This is a genomic window from Cryobacterium algoricola, assembly GCF_004402485.1.
Lineage (GTDB): Bacteria > Actinomycetota > Actinomycetes > Actinomycetales > Microbacteriaceae > Cryobacterium > Cryobacterium algoricola.
The window spans coordinates 80,815-97,902 of sequence record NZ_SOFG01000004.1; the positions used below are offsets into that span (position 1 = coordinate 80,815).

At 68.3% G+C, this 17,088-nt stretch carries 13 protein-coding genes and 1 pseudogene; 7 read left to right on the forward strand and 7 right to left on the reverse strand.

Features of this window, described 5'->3' with window-relative positions:
• Positions 1-62 precede the first annotated feature (62 nt).
• Positions 63-1,487, reverse strand: a complete 1,425-nt coding sequence (gene glnA, locus E3O44_RS00835) for a type I glutamate--ammonia ligase (protein ID WP_134531790.1) — start codon at positions 1,485-1,487, stop codon at positions 63-65.
• 144 nt (positions 1,488-1,631) lie between these two features.
• On the opposite strand from glnA, the gene E3O44_RS00840 reads away from it, so the two are divergent.
• On the forward strand, positions 1,632-2,075 hold the full coding sequence (locus E3O44_RS00840) for an RDD family protein (protein WP_241975936.1): 444 nt from the start codon (positions 1,632-1,634) through the stop codon (positions 2,073-2,075).
• 96 nt (positions 2,076-2,171) lie between these two features.
• Here the strand turns inward: E3O44_RS00840 and E3O44_RS00845 are convergent, their stop codons facing one another.
• The 3 genes and pseudogenes from E3O44_RS00845 to lipB all read right to left on the reverse strand — a co-directional run bounded on the left by E3O44_RS00845 (position 2,172) and on the right by lipB (position 4,577).
• Positions 2,172-2,882, reverse strand: a complete 711-nt coding sequence (locus E3O44_RS00845; protein WP_134531791.1) for a DUF4191 domain-containing protein — start codon at positions 2,880-2,882, stop codon at positions 2,172-2,174.
• Positions 2,883-2,961: 79 nt separating this feature from the next.
• Positions 2,962-3,945: pseudogene (lipA, locus tag E3O44_RS00850) on the reverse strand (lipoyl synthase); the annotation flags it as partial.
• Entirely contained in the window at positions 3,942-4,577 is a 636-nt protein-coding gene (lipB, locus tag E3O44_RS00855) for a lipoyl(octanoyl) transferase LipB (protein WP_134531793.1), read from the reverse strand. The gene lipB and the pseudogene lipA, both read right to left, overlap by 4 nt.
• Before the next feature lie 108 nt (positions 4,578-4,685).
• Between lipB and E3O44_RS00860 the strand changes: the two genes are divergently transcribed.
• Positions 4,686-6,410 carry a serine/threonine-protein kinase gene (locus E3O44_RS00860; RefSeq protein WP_134531794.1) on the forward strand — a complete coding sequence of 575 codons (1,725 nt, stop codon included), beginning with the start codon at positions 4,686-4,688 and terminating at the stop codon, positions 6,408-6,410.
• Positions 6,411-6,465: 55 nt separating this feature from the next.
• On the opposite strand, the gene E3O44_RS00865 is transcribed toward E3O44_RS00860, so the two are convergent.
• The 3 genes from E3O44_RS00865 to E3O44_RS00875 all read right to left on the reverse strand — a co-directional run bounded on the left by E3O44_RS00865 (position 6,466) and on the right by E3O44_RS00875 (position 10,995).
• The gene (locus E3O44_RS00865) at positions 6,466-7,923 is read right to left on the reverse strand and encodes a 2-oxo acid dehydrogenase subunit E2 (RefSeq protein WP_134531795.1); all 1,458 of its coding nucleotides are present in this window, start codon (positions 7,921-7,923) and stop codon (positions 6,466-6,468) included.
• Between the two features lie 70 nt (positions 7,924-7,993).
• A complete protein-coding gene (gene lpdA / locus E3O44_RS00870; RefSeq protein WP_134531796.1) occupies positions 7,994-9,367 on the reverse strand; it encodes a dihydrolipoyl dehydrogenase in 1,374 nt (457 codons plus the stop codon).
• 140 nt (positions 9,368-9,507) lie between these two features.
• Positions 9,508-10,995 (reverse strand): leucyl aminopeptidase, encoded by a 1,488-nt coding sequence (locus tag E3O44_RS00875; protein WP_134531797.1) that lies wholly within the window; start codon positions 10,993-10,995, stop codon positions 9,508-9,510.
• 133 nt (positions 10,996-11,128) lie between these two features.
• Between E3O44_RS00875 and E3O44_RS00880 the strand changes: the two genes are divergently transcribed.
• The 5 genes from E3O44_RS00880 to E3O44_RS00900 all read left to right on the forward strand — a co-directional run bounded on the left by E3O44_RS00880 (position 11,129) and on the right by E3O44_RS00900 (position 17,077).
• Positions 11,129-12,052 carry a proteasome assembly chaperone family protein gene (locus E3O44_RS00880; RefSeq protein WP_134531798.1) on the forward strand — a complete coding sequence of 308 codons (924 nt, stop codon included), beginning with the start codon at positions 11,129-11,131 and terminating at the stop codon, positions 12,050-12,052.
• An 81-nt stretch (positions 12,053-12,133) separates the two neighbouring features.
• Positions 12,134-13,465: an MFS transporter gene (locus E3O44_RS00885; RefSeq protein WP_134531799.1), complete on the forward strand. Its 1,332-nt coding sequence runs from the start codon at positions 12,134-12,136 to the stop codon at positions 13,463-13,465.
• Between the two features lie 246 nt (positions 13,466-13,711).
• A complete protein-coding gene (locus E3O44_RS00890) occupies positions 13,712-15,076 on the forward strand; it encodes an RNA polymerase sigma factor (RefSeq protein WP_174775013.1) in 1,365 nt (454 codons plus the stop codon).
• Between the two features lie 6 nt (positions 15,077-15,082).
• Positions 15,083-16,345 carry a MurT ligase domain-containing protein gene (locus tag E3O44_RS00895; RefSeq protein WP_134531801.1) on the forward strand — a complete coding sequence of 421 codons (1,263 nt, stop codon included), beginning with the start codon at positions 15,083-15,085 and terminating at the stop codon, positions 16,343-16,345.
• 3 nt (positions 16,346-16,348) lie between these two features.
• The gene (locus tag E3O44_RS00900) at positions 16,349-17,077 is read left to right on the forward strand and encodes a type 1 glutamine amidotransferase (protein WP_134531802.1); all 729 of its coding nucleotides are present in this window, start codon (positions 16,349-16,351) and stop codon (positions 17,075-17,077) included.
• Positions 17,078-17,088 lie beyond the last annotated feature (11 nt).

Below are 17,088 nucleotides of genomic sequence, written 5' to 3' on the forward strand. Positions count from 1 at the left end.
TGCAACGACGAACGGGTCGTACCCCGGAAGGTACGACCCGTCATGGTCAGGCGCGGTGCGGTTTAGACCCCGTAGTACAGTTCGTACTCGAACGGGTGCGGACGCTGGGCGAGCGGCTTGATCTCCTGCTCGCGCTTGAAGCTGACCCAGGTTTCGATCAGTTCCGGCGTGAACACGTTGCCGGCGAGGAGGAAGTCGTGGTCGGCTTCGAGGGCCAGCAGCGCCTCCTCGAGGGAAGCGGGAACCTGGGGGATGTTCTTGGCTTCTTCGGGCGGGAGCTCGTAGAGGTCCTTGTCGACGGGCTCGTGCGGTTCGATCCGGTTCTTGATCCCGTCGAGGCCGGCCATCAGCTGGGCGGCGAAGGCGAGGTACGGGTTGCCGGAGGCGTCGGGCGCACGGAATTCGATGCGCTTGGCCTTCGGGTTGGTGCCCGTGATCGGGATGCGGATCGAGGCCGAGCGGTTACCGGCGGAGTAGACCAGGTTGACCGGGGCTTCGAAGCCGGGGACGAGACGGTGGTAGGAGTTCACCGAGGGGTTGGTGAACGCGAGGACGGCCGGGGCGTGCTTGAGCAGGCCGCCGATGTACCACCGGGCGATGTCGGAGAGCCCGCCGTAGCCGGCCTCGTCGTAGAAGAGCGGCTTGCCGCCGGCCCAGAGGGACTGGTGGGTGTGCATGCCGGAGCCGTTGTCGCCGAAGAGCGGCTTGGGCATGAACGTCGCCGTCTTGCCCCATTCGTGCGCCGTGTTCTTCACGATGTACTTGAACTTGAGCAGGTCGTCCGCCGCGTGGACCATCGTGTCGAAGCGGTAGTTGATCTCGCCCTGTCCGCCGGTGCCGACCTCGTGGTGGCTGCGCTCGAGGATCAGGCCTGCGTCGATGAGCTTGAGGCAGATGTCGTCACGCATGTCGACGTGCTGGTCGACGGGGCTGACGGGGAAGTAGCCGCCCTTGTACGGGGTCTTGTTGGCGAGGTTGCCGCCCTCTTCCTTCTTGCCGGAGTTCCAGGCGCCTTCGCTGGAGTCCACGGCGTAGAAGCTCGAGTACTGGTTCACTTCGTAGCGCACGTCGTCGAAGATGTAGAACTCGGCTTCGGGGGCGAAGAACGCGGTGTCGGCGATGCCGGTCGACTCGAGGTACTTCTCGGCCTTCTTCGCGACCTGGCGGGGATCCTTGGAGTAGATCTCGCCGTTGCGCGGGTTGTAGATGTCGAAGAGCATAATCAGCGTGCGCTCGGCGCGGAAAGCGTCGACGTATGCCGTCGTCACGTCCGGGATGAGCTGCATGTCCGACTCGTGGATGGACGCGAAGCCGCGGATCGATGAACCGTCGAACATCTGCCCGACCGTGAAGAATTCCTCATCGACGGTCGACGCGGGGATGTTGAAGTGCTGCTGCACACCGGGAAGATCGGTGAAGCGAATGTCAAGAAACTTGACGTCAGTGTCCTTGATGAACTTGAGTACTTCTGACGAATCGCGGAACATGCGGTTTTACTCCAAACGACGAGGGCGTTAATGACAGAAAGTCGCGCACGGCGGCTACCCAGAGAGTATTACGGCGGCATTACTCAACTGTGACGACTTTGTTTCTCACATGTTACAGGCGGTGCCCTTGGCTAGGATCGTCCCGTGCCTCCCTCTGCCTCCCCGCCGACCACCTTCGGACAGCTCCCGCCGAGCAGATGGCCGGGGGAGCGGCTCGGGCTTCCCGACGAGGGCCCGCTGTCGGTCGGCCGTGTCGGGCGCCGGATGCTGGGACTCCTGATCGACTACGCCCTCGCGATGGCGCTGGCCTTCGCGGTGTTCCGCTACACCTTCCTCGACTACAACGGCTTCGTCGTGACGGGGACCTATGTCCTGCTCCAGGTCCTGTTCATCCCGACGATCGGCGGCAGCATCGGCCACCGCCTCGTCGGACTTCGCGTCATCCCCCTCGCGGGCGGCTGGGTCGGGCCGTGGCGGCCCATCGTGCGTTCCGTGCTGCTCGGCCTGGCCTTCCCGGCGCTGGTCTGGGACTCGGACCAGCGCGGCTTCCACGACAAGGTGGCCGGAACCGTCCTCGTCCGGGGCTGAGCCGCGCGCTCGGCGGAGCGGGCTCCGCTTAACGCAAGAACCCCTCGTCGTGACGACGAGGGGTTGCGGACGTGCGGAATGGACGGGTGAACGAGCCTAGTTGCCGCGCTGCGGGCGGGCCTTGGTCGGATCGACGCCCTTCGGGATCGGAAGCTTCTTCGTGATCGAGCTCAGCCGGTTGTTGACGGCGAGCACCTCTGCCTTGGTCAGGCTCGGCTTGATCTTGCGCAGGCGACTCGCAAGCTTGTGCAACGGCACGGCGTCGGAATCGGGGCCGACCGAAATCACCGTGACGGGAACATGGCCGCCGAGGCGGGTGACCGTGCGGCGTTCCTCGTCGAGCATGCGCGCGGTCCGCGTGCGCGGGCCCTCGCTGATCAGGACGACGCCGCCGCGACCGACGGCGCGGTAGACCGCGTCCTGGGTCTTGCCGTTGACGGCGATCGGCATCTCGCTGCCGACCCAGCCGCCCTTGAGGGAACTGCGCAGCACGGCGCCGACGGCGCCGGGCTGGCCTTCGATCTGGGAGTAGGCGGCTTTCTCCGCGCGGCGGCCGAGAATGATCAGCACGGCGAGCACCCCGGCGAGGAGCCCGGCGATGATCCAGAGCACGAGCGTGAGGACGTTGCCGTCCGTCGCAAGGATCGCGACGACGATCGAGGCCACGAGCGGCACGAAGAAGCCCACGAGGAGGAGCGGAACGATTTTGGAATCGTACCGCCGGGTCATCTGGAACACCTGCCACATCTGCTTGATGCGGCCGGGTTCCTTGTGGGGTTTGGGAGTCTTGTCCTTGCTGCGTGCCATGGTGTCGAGTTTACCGAGTCGCCAGAATCTCCGATGACCGATTTTCGGTCGAGTCAGCGACGATACCGCCGGGGCGGGCGACGGCCTGGGCGAACCCGAGCGAGGCATCCGCCAGGTGACGGAGTTCGGCGGGCACCTCACGGTTCGTCTTGAGCATCGATTGAGCCCAGAGACGTCCTGCCCGGTAGGACGACCGCACGAGCGGTCCGGAGAGCACGCCGAGGAATCCGATGGCCTCCGCCTCCTCATTGAGCTCGACGAATTCCTCCGGCCTGACCCAGCGTGCGACGGGCAGATGCCGGGCGCTCGGCCGCAGGTACTGGGTGATCGTGATGATGTCGGTGCCGGCGTCGTGGAGGTCCTGGAGCGCCTGGCTGACCTCGGCGCGTTCCTCGCCCATGCCGAGGATCAGGTTCGACTTGGTGATGAGGCCGGCGTTTCGGCCCTGCGTGATGACGTCGAGGGAACGGTCGTAGCGGAAGGCCGGGCGGATGCGCTTGAAGATGCGCGGAACCGTCTCGACATTGTGCGCGAAGACCTCCGGCTTCGCGGAGAACACCTCGCCCAGGAGGTCGGGGTTGCCCGAGAAGTCGGGGACGAGGATTTCGACCCCGGTACCGGGGCTCTGGGCGTGGATCTGCCGGATGGTCTCGGCGTACAGCCAGGCACCTTCGTCGGGAAGGTCGTCGCGGGCGACGCCCGTCACGGTCGCGTACCGCAGGTTCATCGCGACGACGGACTCCGCGACCCTTCTCGGTTCGTCGGTGTCGTAGTCAGCGGGCTTGCCCGTGTCGATCTGGCAGAAGTCGCAGCGCCGGGTGCACTGGGAACCACCGATGAGGAAGGTGGCCTCGCGGTCCTCCCAGCACTCGAAGATGTTCGGGCAGCCGGCCTCCTGGCACACGGTGTGCAGGTTCTCGCCCTTGACGAGGTCCTGGAGCTTGCGGTACTCCGGTCCCATCTTGGCGACCGTCTTGATCCAGGCCGGTTTGCGTTCGATGGGCGATTCCATGTTGCGGATCTCGAGCCGAAGCATCTTGCGGCCCTCGGGCACGGCGCTCATGAGGCGGCCACCAGTTCCGCGGCGAAACGGGCCCGGATCGGTTCCACCAGCTGTTCCGGCGTCACCTCCCTGCCGAGGACGCGGGAGATCGTGGTGACTCCGGCGTCGCGGATCCCGCAGGCGATGATGTGCTCGTACGGTTCGAGGGAGTTGGTGCAATTGAGCGCGAAGCCGTGCATGGTCACCCCTTCGGCAACTCGGATTCCGATGGCGGCGATTTTGTCCTCGAAGCCCGGCTGGCCGACCCACACCCCGGACCGTCCGGCGACGCGGCGGCCGTCGACCCCGAGCCCGGCGAGGACGTCGATGAGGATGCCTTCGAGGCGTCGCACATAGCCGACGACGTCGATGGGTTCGGCGAGGCGGAGGATCGGATACCCGACGAGCTGGCCGGGGCCGTGCCAGGTGATCTTGCCGCCCCTGTCGGTGTCGATGACCGGGGTTCCGTCCGTCGGCCGTTCCTCGGCCGACGTGCGTCTGCCCGCGGTGTACACGGCGGGATGTTCGAGGAAGATGACGGTGTCCGGGCGTTCCCCGGAAACAACGGCACGATGGACGGTGCGTTGGAGCTCAAGGCCCACGAGATACGGCACGGAGTTGGCGCTTAGCCCCGCGACGAGAAAGTCGAGCATGGGGCCAGTCTAGGTCAGCCCGTCCTCACCAGCGACCGGATCCGCCGGACTGTGCACAGCCGGCCCGGAGCGGGCCGTCCGCGCCTCCCACGGGACGATCATCGGCGCGTGATGAGACGTGCGGAAGGTCGGAAGCGCAGGTCGTCTGGCAGGGAGTCCGGTGCCGGGGCGACAGCCACGGAGGCGCAGGCAGCGGATGCCGGCGGAAGCGTCGCCGGCTTCCGGGTCCTGAGGCGCATCGCCGCTGGGGCCCGGTGCGACGTCTACCTCGGGGCGTCGGCCGCGGCCGGGACGGACGGTCACCGGGACGTCGTCGTTCTCAAGGTGTTCCGCTCCGCACCCGGCGTCGGAACCGGTGATGGCACCGGTGACGGCACTGGGAGCCGCAGCACAGACGACGCTGCCATCGACGACGCGGCCATCGACAGGGAGGTGCGCGCTCTCGAGGCTATCCCGGACGGCGGGGTGGGCCGGTTGCTGGACGTTGCGACGCTGCCGGACGGGCGGATCTGCCTCGTCCTGGCCGAGGACCGCGGTGGATCCCTCGGGCAGATCCTGGCAGGCGAGCGATTGCTGGACCCGGGGGAGGTGGTCACGATCCTGGCTCCCGTGCTCGCGGCGGTGGCGCGCCTGTACGACCGGGGCTGGGTGCATCCGGGAATCGGTGCCGGTCGGATTCGTTTCGACGGCGCGGGGCGACCCGTCGTCGGAGGTCTGGGCGGCTTGCGGGATCTGCCGCCGCCGGGCCGGGCCCGGGAAGAACTGCTCGAGGAGGCCCGGTGCGCCTGCGGTGACCTGGTGCAGGCCGTTCTCGACCGGGTCGCGGACCGCGGACAGCCGGCGTCAACGGCGCTGTTCGCCGCCTGGCGGTCCGGCTCCTACCGGGAAGCACTTGCCGGGCTCGAGCGGGCGCTGTTCGAGTGGTCTCCCGCCGCGCCGGTCCGGCTCGGCGAGCACGAGGTCGGTCCCGGTGACGCGGAGCCGACGGCGCCCAGAAGGCTTCCTCCCGGCCCCGACGCGCTGACCCGCCTCGGGGCGGCGCTGGACACGCGCGCCGGACCGCTGCTGCGGGGGTGGGCCGTTCGTGTCGCCGGAACCATCGGAGCACGGCTGACGGCACGCCGGCGCGAGGGGCCGGCTGGCCGGGCGAAGCGCGGCCGGGCGGCGCACGCACTTCCCCCTCGACCGAAGCCGGGTCGTGAGCGGACGGCAGGGGCCTCGACGCGGCGGGGAACGTGGAGAGCCGCGGACGACACTGCACGCTGGCGGCGCCGCGGCCTGGTCCTGTCCGGCACGTTCCTCGTCGTCGTCCTGCTCGTCGGAGCCTGGACGGCGCTCGCCCCGCCGGCAGCCGGTCCGGCCCCGGAGCCGTCGTCGCACGGCTCGGCTTCTCCCCGGCCAACCGGCGGGAGCGGTGAGGTGTCCGCACCGGACCCGGTCGCGGCCGCGCCGACGACCACAGCCGACCAGGACGCCCTGCAGGGCGAGGACCCCGCTGCCGCCACCGTGGTGTTGCTGCGCCTGAGGGCCCTCTGCCTCGCCGCCGACGATCGGGACTGCCTTGCGGACCTCGCGCAACCGGGCTCTCCGGTCCTTGCCGGGGATGGCACACTGATCGGACAAGCGCCGGACGGCGGGCAGGGGCGTGCGCCGGGAAGCGTCACGGTCGACGGCGCCGAACCGACGGTCGTCGACCGGATCGGGAATCTGGCGCTCATCGCCCTCTCAGCGAGCGGCGGGGGAGTCGCACCCGGAAACGACAAACCGGCCTCGGTCCTTGTGGTCAAGGGCGAGGCCGGTTGGCGGTTACGCGAGTTCTTCAGTGCTGGTTAGCGGCACGTGCTGGTTAGCGGAACGAGCCGCCTGGCCGGACGAGCCGGCCGCCGGCTCAGATCCCGAGGTTGGCTTCGAAGTCGCCGGCCTCGAGACGCTGCTTCATCGTGACGAGGAAGCGCGAGGCATCCGCGCCATCGATGATGCGGTGGTCGTAGGACAGCGCCAGGTAGACCGACGAGCGGATCGCGATGGCGTCGAGGCCACCGCTGGACACGACGAGCGGCTTCTTGTAGACGACGCCCGTTCCGAGGATCGCACTCTGCGGCAGGAACACGACGGGGGTGTCGAACAGCGCCCCACGCGAACCCGTGTTGGTCAGCGTGAAGGTGCCACCGGACAGCTCGTCGGGCTTGAGCTTGTTGTCCCTCGTGCGCTGGGCGAGGTCGGCGATCTCCGCTGCGAATCCGGCGAGGTCGAGTTCTCCGGCGTTGCGCACGACCGGGGTCAACAGACCGCGCTCGGTGTCGACAGCGATGCTGATGTTCTCCTGTGCCGGGTACACGATCGTGTCGCCGTCGATCGTGGCGTTGATGATCGGGTTCGCCTGGAGTGCTTCGGCGGCAGCGAGGGCGAAGAACGGCAGGAAGGACAGCTTGTTGCCGGTCTTCTCGAAGAACGACGCCTTGACCTTGTCGCGGAAGATCGCGACGCGGGTGACATCGACCTCGACGACGGTCGTCAGCTGGGCCGACGACTGCATCGAGATGACGGCGCGCTCGGCGACGACCTTGCGGAGGCGGGACATCGGCTTCGAGGTGCCGCGCAGCGGCGAGACCTCGAACGCCGGGGCGGATGCCGCGGCTCCGGCGGCCGGGATGGCTGCCGTGATGTCCTGCTTGCGGATCCGTCCGCCGACACCGGTTCCGGTGACGCTGGACAGGTCGACGCCGGCCTCGTTCGCGAGCTTGCGGACGATCGGCGTGACGTAGCCGGAGGTACCCGCGTGGGAGCCACGGGAGACGGCGGGCTCTGCTGCGACGGGGGCTGCGACGGGGGCCGGTGCTGCGACCGGTGCCGGTGCCGCAACGGGAACCGGTGCGAAGACCGGGGCCGGTGCTGCGACGGGGGCGGGTGCGTAGACCGGAGCTGCGACGGGCGCCGCAACCGGTGCGGGTGCGTAGACCGGGGCGGCGACGGGCGCAGGGGCGGCCGGGGCCTCGACGACAGCAGGGGCCTCGACGACAGCAGGGGCCTCGACGACAGCAGGGGCCTCGACGACAGCAGGGGCCTCGACGACGGGAGCAGCGGCCGGAGCCGGCGCGGCGGCGGCGGAACCGTCACCGATCAGCACCAAGGCGGTACCCACCTCGACGGTTTCGTCCTCCTGGACCAGGATCGCTTCGATGATGCCGGCAACGGGGGACGGGATCTCCGTGTCCACCTTGTCGGTCGATACTTCCAAGAGGGGTTCGTCGACCTCGACGCGGTCGCCCACGTTCTTCAGCCAGCGGGTAACCGTACCCTCTGTGACACTCTCACCGAGTGCCGGAAGGCTAACGGATTCGCTCATGCGTTTGTCTCCTTTGAAACCATTGTGTGCTCTGTTCTTAGCTTATAGACGGTCAGTAGCCGGGAATCGGCTACATCGCGTGGAGGGGCTTCCCGGCAATGGCCAGGAATGCCTCGCCGAGGGCTTCGTTCTGGGTCGGGTGCGCGTGCAGGAACGGGGCGATGTCCTCCGGGTACGCCTCCCAGTTCACAACGAGCTGGCCTTCGCCGATGAGCTCGCCGACGCGCGCGCCGATCATGTGGATGCCGACGATGGGTCCGTCCTTGACCCGGACGACCTTGATCGAGCCGCTCGTGCCGAGGATCGAGCTCTTGCCGTTGCCGCCGAGGTTGTACTCGTAGGACGAGACCTGGTCGGCGCCGAACTTCTCGGATGCCTTCGCCTCGGAGTACCCGACGGACGCGATCTCGGGGTCGGAGTATGTGACCTTCGGGATGTTCAGGTCCTCGACGATGATCGGGTTGAGGCCCGCGATCTCCTCGGCGACGAAGATGCCCTGCTGGAAGCCACGGTGCGCGAGCTGGAGGCCGGGAACGATGTCTCCGACGGCGTAGACACCGGGGATGTTCGTCGCGAGGCGTTCGTCGGTGAGGACGAAACCGCGATCCATGGCCACGCCGACCTCGTCGAAGCCGAGACCGGCCGTGACGGGGCCGCGTCCGACGGCGACGAGCAGGATCTCGGCCTCGACGGTCGCACCGTTCTCGAGGGTGATGACCACGCCGTTCTCGTGCTGGGTCACGCTCTGGAAGCGGATGCCGAGCGAGTACTCGATCCCGCGCTTGCGGAACGCGCGCTCGAGCTGCTTGGAGACCGACTCTTCTTCGTTCGGGACGAGGTGCGGCAGCGCCTCGATGATGGTGACGTCGGCGCCGAAGGACTTCCAGACGCTCGCGAACTCGACTCCGATGACGCCGCCGCCGAGGATGGCGACCTTGTTCGGCACGAAGTTCAGATCGAGGGCCTGCTCGCTCGTGATGACGCGGCCGCCGATCTCGAGGCCCGGGAGGGATCGCGAGTACGAGCCCGTGGCGAGAACGACGTTCTTGCCGACGATGCGGTCGTCGCCGACCTGGACGGTGTTCGGCGCCACGAGGCGGCCTTCGCCCTCGATGACGGTGATGCCGCGTGCCTTGATCAGGCCTTGGAGGCCCTTGTACTTCGACGCGACGATTCCCTCACGGAAGGCCGTGACGGCCGCCATGTCGATGCCCTCGAACTGGGTCTTCACGCCGTACTTGGAGGCCTCGCGGCTCACATCGGCCACCTCGGCCGAATGCAGCAGGGCCTTCGTCGGGATGCACCCGACGTGCAGGCAGGTGCCGCCGAGTTTGCCCTTCTCGATCAGGCCGACGGTCATGCCGAGCTGGACGGCCCGCAGTGCTGCTGCGTAGCCACCGCTTCCTCCACCGAGAACGACAAGGTCAAAATTCTGTTCCGACACTCAGGGACTCCCTTTTATTCACATACGGGCGCTGGTCACAAGCGCGTAATCACAAGCGGAAATGCACAAAAAGTCTGCGGGACGGGAATCGATGACGCCCATGAGCCGGGCGCTTTCTTCCCCATGCCACCTCGACTGTACTACGGGCGCGAAAAGTCCTCGGCCAGACGCAGCAAAGCGCGCACCGAAACGCCGGTGGGACCCGCGTTGGTGAAGCCCCAGGCGCCTCCGGTGTTGTGCGCGGGTCCGGCGATGTCCAGGTGCGCCCAGGGGATGGTCACGGCGTCGTCCCCCGTGCCGCGGGTTCCGATGAACTCGCGCAGGAAGACGGCGGCGAGGAGCATGCCGCCGGCGCTCGAGCCCATCTTGGCGTTCGCGATGTCTGCGACGTCGGAGTTGAGCGTGGCGCGGAGCTCGTCGGGGAGCGGCATCGCCCAGAGCTGTTCGCCGACACCGGAACCGGCGGCGAGCACGCGGGCGACGAGGGCGTCTTCACCCATGACGCCGTAGTAGCGGCTTCCGAGGGCGACGATGGCCGCCCCCGTGAGGGTGGCGACGTCGATGATGGCGTCGGGTTCTTCCTCACCCGCTGCGACAAGCCCGTCGGCGAGGACGAGTCGACCCTCGGCATCCGTGTTCAGCACTTCGACCGTGCGGCCGCCGCGGATGCGCAGGACGTCGTTCGGTCGGATCGCGTTCCCGGACGGCATGTTCTCCGCGATGCAGAGCCACGCCGTGATGCGCACGTCGAGCGACAGCCGGGCAGCGGCGAGCACGACGGCGAGCACCGTTGCGGCGCCGGTCATGTCGTACTTCATGCCGACCATGGAGCCGGCCGGCTTGAGGGAGAGTCCGCCGGTGTCGAAGGTGATGCCCTTGCCGACAAGCGCGATGTGACGGGTTGCCGTCCCAGGGGCGTAGCTGACCTTGACCAGGCGCGGCGGGCGCGTCGAACCCTGGCCGACGCCGGCGATGCCGCCGAAACCGTCCGCGGCGAGTTCCGCCTCGTCCCAGACCCTGACCGAGACGGGCAGATCGGCGGCGGCGGCGACCGCGCGGTCGGCGAGGGCCTCCGGGTAGAGATCGGACGCCGGCATGTTCACGAGGTCTTTGACCAGGGCGACGGCCTCCGAGACGACGACGGCGTGGGCGACGGCGTCCGCGCCGTCGAGCGTGCTGTGCACGGTCACGTGTCCGGCGGGCAACCGGGTGCCGGCGAGGGAGGCCTGGCGGTATTCCGTGTACGAATAGCCGCCGAGCGCGGCGCCTTCGACGACGGCGGTGAGTTCCGCGGCGCCCTCGAGCGGGAACGCGAAGGCAACGCTCTCGACGCCGGTGAGCTGGCGCACGGCGGAACCGGCGGCGGCGCGCAGGGCGTCGACACCGGCGTCCTTGCCGAGCCCGACGATCGCGATCGTGCGCGCCCCGCCGACGGATGCCGGAATGCGGACCACCTGGTCCCGTGCGCCCGTGACGCCGAGGTCGGCGAGGACGGCCGACAGGGCGGAGAACGCCGGGTCGGCGAAGAGCACCGCGGAGTCCGCGGACTGGAGCGCGCCCACGATCAGGACGTCGGCGGTTGATTCGATAGCGGGTTGTGCGGACACGGAGAGAACGGGTGCGGTCATCCTTCGATGGTACTGGCCGCCCCTGTGCAGCCCGTGCGGGCCGTCCAGGCTGTGACCCCTGTTCGCTTACGGCACCACTCGGGGTGCCACGGATTCCCACCCGCCCGCGATGACGCAGCCTAGAGTTAACGGCATGCGCGATCCTGGTGACATCTACGAGCTGACGGCCGACGCGGCATCCGTGCCCGAGGGCCTGAACCTCGTCGCGGGCCTGACCGGGTTCGCCGATGCCGGGGGAGCGGTCGCGCAATTCACCGAATACCTGCTCGGAAACCTGACCCACACGATGATCGCGTCCTTCGATGCGGATGTCCTTCTCGACTACCGGGCCCGGCGTCCGATCATCTACTTCGATCGCGACCATCTGACCGGCTACCAGCCGCCGGTGCTGAGTCTCTACCTCGCGCACGACGAGATCGGCCAGCCGTTCCTGCTGCTGTCCGGTTTCGAACCGGACTTCCGCTGGGAGCAGTTCACCGCCGCCGTTCTCGAGATCGGCAAGCGTTTCCGCGTCGCAGCGACGACGTGGGTGCACGCGATCCCGATGCCGGTTCCGCACACCCGCCCGATCGGCGTCACCGTGAGCGGCACCCGCTCCGACCTGATCGAGAGCATGTCCGTCTGGCGTCCGCACACCCAGGTCCCCTCCAATGTCCTGCACCTCGTGGAGTTGCGCCTGCACGAGAGCGGCGCGGCAGTCGCCGGCTTCGTCCTCCTGGTTCCGCACTACCTCGCGGACACGGAGTTCCCGGCAGCGGCGCTGTCCGCCCTCGAGAGCACGAGCGCCGCAACGGGCCTGATCTTCCCGACCGACCAGCTGCGCGAGCAGAATCGCGAGTTCATCAACCGGATCGACGAGCAGGTGCGGGAGAACCCGGAACTCGCGAAACTCGTCGGAACCCTCGAGGAACGCTACGACACGTATATGGAGGGCAGCAGCGTGCGGTCGCCGCTGACCGATGAGGACGGTGAACTTCCGAGCGCCGACGAGATCGCGGCCGAGCTGGAGAATTTCCTCGCAACCCGCCGCAGCCGCGACGACGGCACCGCCCTCTAAGCTCCGGATCGCTGTCACCCGACCGTGCGCGGCCGGGGAGCCTGGGCCTGCCGACGGCCCCGACCGGATAGATTGGGAGCAATGAACTCCCGTCGCTCCTGGCTCATCTTCTCCATCGGGTCGTTCGCGTACCTTTCGGCCGTCCTGCAGCGCACGTCGCTGGGCGTGGCCGGTGTCGCGGCGTCTGAGCGCTTCGGCGGCACCGCCGCCCTGCTCTCGAGCCTCGCCGTCGTGCAACTCGTGGTCTACGCCGCGGCCCAGGTCCCCGTCGGGGTGCTCATCGACCGGTTCGGACCCCGAATCCTCGTGATCGTCGGGACCACGCTCATGATCGGCGGCCAGGTCACCCTCGCGTTCTCGACCGACATCGCCGCCGCCGTCGCCGGCCGGATGCTCGTCGGTGCGGGAGACGCCGCCATCTTCATCTCGATGATCCGCCTGATCGGATCCTGGTTCGACGGCCCGCTGGTACCGCAGCTGTCGCAGTGGCTCGGCAACATCGGTCAGCTCGGCCAGGTCCTCTCCGCGGTTCCGCTCGCCTGGGTGCTGCACACCTTCGGCTGGACGCCCGCCTTCCTGTCCGCGGCATCCGTCGCCGTCGTTGCGCTCGTCGTCGTGGTCGTCGTCATCGAGGACCGGCCGGTGGGATCGACGGACGAAGCGCGGCCGACGAGCCTGCGGGAGGCGCTCGTGCTGCTCAAGAAGAGCTTCCGCAGGCCGGGGACGCAGCTCGGTTTCTGGTCGCACTACGTGACGCAGTCGCCGGGAACCGTCTTCAGCATGCTCTGGGGTTTCCCCTTCATGGTCTACGGCCTCGGCTACGACCCCGCTCTTGCCGCTTCGATGCTCATGGTGCTCGTCGCCGCCGGGATGGTGTTCGGCCCGATCCTGGGCATCCTCACCGCCCGGTTCCCGCAACGCCGCAGCAACATCGTGCTCGCCGTCGTGATCCTGATGGCAGCGGCATGGACCGTCGTCCTCGCCTGGCCGGGAACCCCGCCGTTCTGGCTCATCGTGGTGCTCCTCGTCACCCTCGGCATCGGCGGGCCCGGCTCCCTGATCGGGTTCGACTTCGCCCGGAGCTTCAATCCGAAGCGCAGCCACGGCTCGGCCAACGGCGTCGTGAACGTCGGCGGCTTCACCGCGAGCTTCGTGATGGTGTACCTGATCGGGGTCCTGCTCGACCTCCAGAACGGGTGGCGGATGGCCGGGGGAGCGCCGAGCAACCTGTACTCGCTGGAATCCTTCCGGGTCGCCTTCCTCGTGCAGTTCGTGGTCGTCGGGATCGGTGTCGTGTTCCTTCTCCGGGCCCGGCGTCGCACCCGCTTCCTGTTGTCCCGCGACGAGGGTGTCGAAGTGGCTCCGCTCTGGATCGCGGCCGCACGGGCGCTGCGGCGCCCGCGTTCGCGCTGAGCGTGTGTAATGGGCCGTGCACTGGCTCGGTATATACACAAAGCATGCAATAATTGTCAATAGGGCCCGTTCTGGTCCTGGGTGCACCGTTACCAGTTGATGGTGCGCGGCCCGGGACTTGACATGGGTCCTAGTACTGCCCAAAATCCATATCTGCCCGGCTTGGCGCACGAACCGTTTCCCCCGGTTCGCCGCACCGGCGGGCGGCGCCGCCGGTGCACACCCGACGGCATGAGAGGTGTTCGAATGGCAACCCGCACAAAGACCGAGCCAACCGAAGAGACCACCGTTGCCGAGACGGATGCCGCGACGAAGACTCCCGCCAAGGCACCGGCCCGCAAGGCAGCGGCCAAGGCCCCCGCCATCAAGCGTGCCCCCACCAAGGCTGCCGTCGCGAAGGCGGCAGCTGCCGCTGCGGCATCCGACGCCGCAGCCGTAGCCGCTGCCGGCTCAGGCCATGACGACGACGATGACGAAGACGAGCACCGTTCGCCGCGCAAGCGGGCAGGTGCGAAGTCCAAGGCCGGCGCCGACGACCACGACGACCTGAACGGTCACGACGAGGTCGAAGACGACCACAACGATGACGACCACGGTAAGAAGACGCCGACCGAGCCGCTCCCGAGCGGCGCACTCGTCCTGTCCCTCGTCGACGACGAGGACGAGGTCCCCGTCTACTCGAGCGCCATCACCGGCGCCACCGCCGACCCGGTCAAGGACTACCTGAAGCAGATCGGTAAGGTCGCCCTGCTGAACGCGGCCGAAGAGGTCGAGCTCGCGATGCGCATCGAGGCCGGGTTGTTCGCAGAGGACAAGATGTCCCAGATGACCGACGCCGAGAAGAAGAGTGCGCTCGGGCGCGAACTTCTCTGGGTCGCCAAGGACGGCGCGCGGGCCAAAAGCCACCTGCTCGGTGCGAACCTGCGCCTCGTCGTCTCGCTCGCCAAGCGCTACACGGGTCGTGGAATGCAGTTCCTCGACCTGATCCAGGAAGGCAACCTCGGCCTCATCCGCGCCGTGGAGAAGTTCGACTACACCAAGGGCTTCAAGTTCTCCACCTACGCCACCTGGTGGATCCGCCAGGCGATCACGCGCGCCATGGCCGACCAGGCCCGCACCATCCGCATTCCCGTGCACATGGTCGAGGTCATCAACAAGCTCGCCCGCGTGCAGCGCCAGATGCTCCAGGACCTCGGCCGCGAACCCACGCCGGAAGAGCTCAGCCGCGAACTCGACATGACGCCGGAAAAGGTCGTCGAGGTGCAGAAGTACGGCCGCGAACCGATCTCCCTGCACACCCCGCTCGGCGAAGACGGCGACAGCGAATTCGGTGACCTCATCGAGGACACCGAGGCCGTCGTCCCCGCCGACGCCGTGGGATTCACGATGCTGCAGAAGCAGCTCGAGAGCCTGCTCGACTCGCTCTCCGAGCGCGAGGCCGGCGTGATCCGAATGCGCTTCGGCCTGGGCGACGGCATGCCGAAGACCCTGGACCAGATCGGCGACACCTTCGGAGTGACGCGCGAGCGCATCCGCCAGATCGAATCCAAGACGATGGCCAAGCTGCGTCACCCGTCGCGGTCGCAGTCACTACGCGACTACCTCGAATAGAATCCCGTGCGCTATGCACCGGTGATCCTGGTCGGACGAATCGTGCGGGTCCTCGCGCGCTGGCGAAAGCCGGGCGGGGGATCCGCCGTTCCCGGGCTCGTCGTCAACAGGTTGGCCCCCGGGTTCCTGTCCAGCGTCCTGAACGGCTTTCCCGACGGACTCGTGATCGTGTCCGGGTCGAGCGGCAAGTCCACGACCACCAAGATGCTCGTCGCGGCGCTCCGCGCACACGGCGTCGCGGTGTTCACGAACCAGTCGACCGCGAACATCAGCCAGGGCCTGACCTCCGCCCTGCTCGAAGAGGTCAGCCTGTCCGGCAGGATCCGCGGCGACATGGCCGTTCTCGAGATGGATGAAGGCCACGGCGCCCTCATTTCGGCGACGCTGAATCCGCGCGTCGTCGCCCTGACGAACGTCATGGTCGACCAGATCGACCGTTTCCACGACTCGGACATGGTCGTGGCGATGCTGGCCAGGATCGCGAACCGAGCGAGCGGAACCGTCGTGATCAACGCGGACGACGCGTCTCTCACCGGGCTCGCCGACCACCTCGACGGCCCGGCCGCCGTCGCCCGTTACGGCGTGACCGCCGAGATTCTCGCGCAGAACCCGCGCGGCCTCGGCTACAGCGTGACGGCGTCCGAGCGGATGCCGCCGGCCGACGGCATCCTGCTCACGACCGTCTCCGGGCGCTCGGCCTCGGTGCTCATCGGCGGCGCGAGCTTCGACCTCGACCTGCCTGCGCGCGGCGTGCACTACGCCGTGGACGCCCTCACGGCCATCGCGGCGGCGCGTGCGGCCCTCGGCGACCGCTTCGACGCGGCGACGGCGTGCGCCGCGGTCTCCACGATTCCGCCCGTATTCGGCAGGGGGGAGATCGTCACCGTCCGCGGCCACCGCGTCGAGTTCGTGCTCGTGCAGAACCCGGCGAGCTTCCAGCTCAACGTCGACAGCCTCGAGCCCGGCCTCGACCAGGTCCTGGTCGCGATCGGGTCCGACGTCCGCGATCCCTCGTATTTCTGGCCGGTGGACACGTCCGGCCTCGGCCGGGTCCTCATCGCGTCCGGTTCGAAGGCTCACGACATCGCGTTGCAGCTCGCGTACGACGGGGTGGTGGTCGACCGGATCGAACCGGACCTCGGCCGCGCGCTCGACGACTTCCTGGCGCTGCCCGATCCGGAGCACGGTATCAAGACAATCATCTTCTCGGCGGACTCGATGAGGCGTACCCGCGCTCACCTCGGCCTCGCCTCGAACCGGGAGGGTTGAGCCATGCGCGCACTCACGATCCTGTCCGTCCTTCCCGAACTCCTCGACACCAACGGGGACGCGGCCAACGCCCGCGTGCTCGCACAGCGCGCCCGCTGGGCCGGCTTCGAGGCGACCATCGTGCCGGTCAGCTCCCTCGACGATCTCCCGAGCCGGGTCGACGCGATCGTGATCGGTTCCGGAAACGACTCCGACCTCGTCGCCGCCCGTGATCTCCTCGCGCCCCTCGTCAATGCGTTGCGCGGCTGGACGACGGCCGGTGTCCCCGTGCTCGCGGTCGGAACCGGCTGGGAACTGCTGAGCTGGGGTGTCGAGCTCGCTGACGGCAGTGTCGTCGACGGTCTGGGCCTCGTCGCGGGTCGTGCCGTCCCGCTGGCCGAGCGCGCGACGGACGACCTCGTCGTCGAATCCGGGTTCGGCAGACTCGTGGGCTTCGAGAACCACGCCCGCGGCTACGTCGGCGCGGAGGCATCCACTCTCGGCCGGGTGCTCACCGGAGTGGGCAACGGGGCCAAGACGGAGGGACTCCGAATGGGGAGTTTCCTCGGCACGCACCTGCACGGTCCGGTTCTCGCCAGGAACCCCGGTCTTGCCGACCACATCCTGTCGGCGGCCGTCACGAGGGCGGGTGGCGTGTACGTGCGTTCGGAGCGCGCGGCAGCCGTCGACGCGATCGCGGAAGCCGCGACCGCCGTCGTCGTCTCGTCCCTCAGCCTCGCCGCAGACGCCTGACCGGCGCGCGG

Coding starts and splice junctions, on each gene's coding strand:
- glnA (WP_134531790.1), bottom strand. CDS start 1,487: ATGTTCCGCGATTCGTCAGAAGTACTCAAGTTCATCAAGGACACTGAC.
- E3O44_RS00845 (WP_134531791.1), bottom strand. CDS start 2,882: ATGGCACGCAGCAAGGACAAGACTCCCAAACCCCACAAGGAACCCGGC.
- lipB (WP_134531793.1), bottom strand. CDS start 4,577: ATGCTCGACTTTCTCGTCGCGGGGCTAAGCGCCAACTCCGTGCCGTAT.
- E3O44_RS00865 (WP_134531795.1), bottom strand. CDS start 7,923: ATGAGCGAATCCGTTAGCCTTCCGGCACTCGGTGAGAGTGTCACAGAG.
- E3O44_RS00875 (WP_134531797.1), bottom strand. CDS start 10,995: ATGACCGCACCCGTTCTCTCCGTGTCCGCACAACCCGCTATCGAATCA.
- E3O44_RS00880 (WP_134531798.1), top strand. CDS start 11,129: ATGCGCGATCCTGGTGACATCTACGAGCTGACGGCCGACGCGGCATCC.
- E3O44_RS00885 (WP_134531799.1), top strand. CDS start 12,134: ATGAACTCCCGTCGCTCCTGGCTCATCTTCTCCATCGGGTCGTTCGCG.
- E3O44_RS00890 (WP_174775013.1), top strand. CDS start 13,712: ATGGCAACCCGCACAAAGACCGAGCCAACCGAAGAGACCACCGTTGCC.
- E3O44_RS00900 (WP_134531802.1), top strand. CDS start 16,349: ATGCGCGCACTCACGATCCTGTCCGTCCTTCCCGAACTCCTCGACACC.